Raw genomic sequence first — 4,540 nt, 5'->3', positions numbered from 1 at the left:
GGACCGTCTTACCAGTTTGATTCCGCGCGGCGCCATCGTGGTCCACGACCTGTTCATGGTCTGGGCGTGCTGGCAGCTGCTGCATGCGGGCCGCTATTCGATGCTGGCCGATGCCCCCTCGCTTCCGCTGTGGAACATCGACACCTCGCTGGTGCTGGCGATCCAGGCAGTGGTGTTCTGGCGGGTGGGCCTGTACCGCGGCCTGTGGCGTTTCGCCAGCGTGGCCGACCTCCTCAACATCTTCAAGGCCAGCTTCATCGGCCTGCTCGCCATCGTGGTCGTGCTGGCCTACAAGCGCTTCAACGGCGTGCCGATGTCGGTGCTGGTGATCTACCCGTTCGCGCTGTCGGCGCTGCTGGGCGCGCCACGCCTGTTGTACCGCGCGTGGAAGGACTACCAGTCGCTGCAATACGACGCCACTGCGCGTCGGGTGCTGATCCTGGGTGCCGGCCAGGCCGCCGAGGCGCTGGTCCGCGACCTGCGCCGTTCCGGCGATTTCGAGCCGGTCGGCCTGCTTGACGATGCCCCGCACCTGCAGGGCGCCAAGCTGCAAGGCCTGCCGATTCTCGGCACGCTGGACGATGCCCCCGCCGCGGTGCGCGAAACCGCCGCCCGACTGCTGGTGATCGCCATTCCCTCCCTGGATGCGGTCGGGATGCAGCGGGTGGTCGCCATCTGTGAGGCCACCGGCGTGCCGTTCCGCATGGTGCCCAAGCTCAATGACGTGCTGCTCGGTCATTCGCTGCCGGGCGAGCTCAAGGAAGTGGCGATCGAGGATCTGCTGGGTCGCAAGCCGATCCTGCCGGACTGGTCGCTGATCCGTGGCTGGCTGGGCGGGCGCACCGTGCTGGTGACCGGCGCCGGTGGCTCGATCGGTTCGGAGCTGTGCCGCCAGTGCGCGCGTCACGGTGCCGGCCGGATCATCCTGCTGGAAATGAGTGAACTGCTGCTGCTGACCATCGAGGGCGAGCTCACCCGCAGCTTCCCCGACCTGGAAGTGGAAGCGGTGCTCGGCGATTGCGGTGACCCGGCGGTGATCCGCCACGCGCTGTCGATGGCCAGCGTCGATGCGGTCTTCCATGCCGCCGCCTACAAGCAGGTGCCGGTGCTGGAACGCCAGCTTCGTGAGGCGGTGCGCAACAACATCCTGTCCACCGAAACGGTGGCCCGTGCCTGTGTCGAGGCCCGGATCGAGCATTTCGTGTTCATCTCCACCGACAAGGCGGTCGACCCGGTCAACGCGCTCGGCGCGAGCAAGCGCTACGCCGAGATGATCTGCCAGAGCCTGGACCAGAAGACCAGCCACACCCGTTTCGTGACTGTGCGCTTCGGCAACGTGCTGGCCTCGGCCGGCAGCGTGGTGCCGCTGTTCCGCGACCAGATCCTCAAGGGCGGGCCGGTCACCGTGACCGATCCGGAAGTGACGCGTTACTTCATGACCATCCCCGAGGCCTGCCAGCTCATCCTGCAGGCCGCGGCATCGGCGTCGCACGGGGCGATCTACACCCTGGACATGGGCGAGCCGGTGCCGATCCGCGTGCTCGCCGAGCAGATGATCCGCCTGGCCGGCAAACAGCCGTACAAGGACATCGCGATCATCTATACCGGCCTGCGTCCGGGCGAAAAGCTGCACGAGACCCTGTTCTATTCGGACGAGGACTATCGCCCCACCGCGCACCCGAAGATCCTCGAAGCCGGCGTGCGTACGTTCGCCCGCGAGCAGGTGCTGGGCAATGTCCCGCGCCTGCGCGAAGCGATCGCCACCTACGACACCGATGCCATCAACAGCATCCTGTTCGCCACCATGCCGGAGTTCTCGCCACTGCAACAGGACGATCACGTCGCGTCCGCTAAAGTGCTTCCCTTCCCGGCACGAGAGGCCAACAGGCTGTGACGAACAAGCGTATCCGCAAGGCGGTTTTCCCGGTGGCAGGTCTCGGTACCCGATTCCTTCCCGCGACCAAGACGGTTCCCAAGGAAATGCTGCCGATCATCGATCGGCCGTTGATCCAATATGCCGTCGATGAAGCGATCGAAGCCGGCTGCGACACCCTGATCTTCATCACCAACCGCTACAAGCATGCGGTGGCCGATTATTTCGACAAGGCCTACGAGCTGGAGCAGAAGCTCGAGCGCGCCGGCAAGATGGAGCAGCTGGAGCTGGTGCGCCACGTGCTGCCCAACGGCGTGCGTGCGATCTTCGTCACCCAGGCCGAGGCGCTGGGGCTGGGCCATGCGGTACTGTGCGCCAAGGCGATCGTCGGCGACGAACCGTTCGCGGTGCTGCTGCCTGACGACCTGATCTGGAACAAGGGTGACGGTGCGCTCAAGCAGATGGCCGACGCCAACCAGGCCACCGGCGCGAGCATCATCGCCGTCGAGGACGTCCCGCGCGACAAGACCGGCAGCTACGGCATCGTCGCCACCGACACCTTCGATGGCCGCCAGGGTCGGATCAGTGCGATTGTCGAGAAGCCCAAGCCCGAGGACGCGCCGAGCGACCTGGCCGTGGTCGGCCGCTACGTACTGAGCCCGAAGATCTTCGAGCTGCTTGAAGCCACCGGCACCGGTGCAGGTGGTGAGATCCAGCTGACCGACGCCATCGCCGAGCTGCTCAAGAGCGAGCGCGTGGACGCCTTCCGCTTCGAAGGCACCCGTTTCGACTGTGGTACCCACCTGGGTCTGGTCGAAGCGACCATCCGCTTTGCGTTGAACAACGAGAAGCTGGCCGGACCGGCGCGCGAGATGCTGAAGAAGGCGCTCGCCGACAGCTGACCGGTAGCGCCGGGCCATGCCCGGCTGAACGTCGCGCCGGGCGATACCTGGTTGACCGTTGAAACGGGCGTGGTGATGTTGCCGAGCATGGCTCGGCACTACGCACGGATTTACGGTCACGGTAAACATAAAGAAGGGCAGCCTCGCGGCTGCCCTTCTGCGTTCAGCGCATCGACCACCGGTCGATGCCTGCTCCGGCGACGGGTGCCGGCGCTAGGCCGGCACCGACGGATGCATCACAGCGACTCGAAGATACCGGCCGCACCCATGCCGGTGCCGATGCACATGGTCACCATGCCGTACTTCTGCTGGCGACGGCGCAGGCCGTGCAGCAGGGTGGCGGTACGGATCGCGCCGGTCGCGCCCAGCGGGTGGCCCAGGGCGATGGCGCCGCCCAGCGGATTGACCTTGGACGGGTCCAGGCCGCAATCGCGGATGACCGCCAGCGACTGCGCGGCGAAGGCTTCGTTGAGCTCGATCCAGTCCAGCTGGTCCTGGCTCAGGCCGGCCTGCTTGAGGGCCTTGGGAATCGCGGCGATCGGGCCGATGCCCATCACTTCCGGGCGCACGCCAGCCACCGAGAAGCTGACGAAGCGGGCCAGCGGCGTCAGACCGTAGTCCTTGATCGCCTGCTCCGAGGCCAGCAGCACGGCGCCGGCGCCGTCGCTCATCTGCGAGGAGTTGCCCGCGGTGACGGTGCCGCCGGACTGGCCGTTGCGGAACACCGGGCGCAGCTTGGCCAGGCCTTCGGCGGACGAATCCAGGCGCGGGCCTTCGTCGGTGTCGACGATCCTGTCACGGGTGATGATGCGGCGGCCGTCGGCCAGGTCGGGCTGGCGGGTGCGCACGTCGTAAGGGCTGATCTCGTCCTTGAAGTCGCCGTTCTGGATCGCGGCGATGGCCTTCTGGTGCGAGGCGAGGGCGAAGGCGTCCTGCTCCTCACGCGAGACCTTCCATTCCTCGGCCACCTTCTCGGCGGTGATGCCCATGCCGTAGGCGATGGCGACGTGGTCGTTGTCGAATACGCTCGGGGCCATCGCGATCTTGTTGCCCATCATCGGCACCATCGACATCGACTCGGTGCCACCGGCCAGCATCAGGTCCGAATTGCCCAGGCGGATCTGGTCGGCGGCCATCGCCACGGCCTGCAGGCCGGACGAGCAGAAGCGGTTGACGGTCTGCGCGGCGATGGTGTCCGGCAGCCCGGCCAGCAGCACGCCGATGCGTGCCACGTTCATGCCCTGCTCGGCCTCGGGCATCGCACAGCCGATGATCGCGTCATCGATGCGGTTGACGTCCACGCCCGGCGCCTGCGCGACCACGGAACGGAGCACGTGGGCGAGCATGTCATCGGGACGGGTATTGCGGAACATGCCCTTGGGCGCCTTGCCGACCGGGGTGCGGGTAGCGGCGACGATGTAGGCGTCCTGGATTTGCTTGGTCATTGCAGTGATCTCTTCAAATAGGGGGACAGGCGTGCCGGCCAGGGGCCGGCACCAGGCGGGCGCGGACGGCGTCCGTCGCGCCCGTGACGCCATCAGTTACGCAGCGGCTTGCCGGTCTTGAGCATGTGCGCGATGCGGGCCTGGGTCTTTTCCTGCTGGGCCAGTTCGACGAAGTGCTTGCGCTCCAGGGTCAGCAGCCATTCCTCGTCCACCAGCGTGCCGCGATCCACTTCGCCACCGCACAGCACGGTGGCGATGCGCACGGCGATCTCGTAGTCGTACGGGCTGATGAAACGACCTTCTAGCATGTTGACCAGCAT

The 4,540-nt window shown here is 66.6% G+C and carries 4 protein-coding genes; 2 read left to right on the top strand and 2 right to left on the bottom strand.

Features of this window, described 5'->3' with window-relative positions; all coding sequences use genetic code 11:
• On the top strand, positions 1-1,894 hold a 1,894-nt coding region (locus tag ACXJKH_RS15640; protein ID WP_457320650.1), incomplete at its 5' end, for a polysaccharide biosynthesis protein.
• A complete protein-coding gene (galU, locus tag ACXJKH_RS15635; protein ID WP_457320648.1) occupies positions 1,891-2,775 on the top strand; it encodes a UTP--glucose-1-phosphate uridylyltransferase GalU in 885 nt (294 codons plus the stop codon). The genes ACXJKH_RS15640 and galU, both read left to right, overlap by 4 nt.
• A gap of 236 nt (positions 2,776-3,011) precedes the next feature.
• On the opposite strand, the gene ACXJKH_RS15630 is transcribed toward galU, so the two are convergent.
• Both ACXJKH_RS15630 and ACXJKH_RS15625 read right to left on the bottom strand, forming a co-directional pair.
• On the bottom strand, positions 3,012-4,220 hold the full coding sequence (locus ACXJKH_RS15630; protein WP_457320646.1) for an acetyl-CoA C-acyltransferase: 1,209 nt from the start codon (positions 4,218-4,220) through the stop codon (positions 3,012-3,014).
• Positions 4,221-4,312: 92 nt separating this feature from the next.
• On the bottom strand, positions 4,313-4,540 hold a 228-nt coding region (locus ACXJKH_RS15625; protein WP_457320643.1), incomplete at its 5' end, for a hypothetical protein.

The sequence above is a fragment of the Stenotrophomonas sp. P5_B8 genome (genome assembly GCF_054049855.1).
The sequence above is the reverse complement of the archived record's forward strand: the minus strand, read 5'-3'. Positions and strand labels throughout refer to the sequence as shown.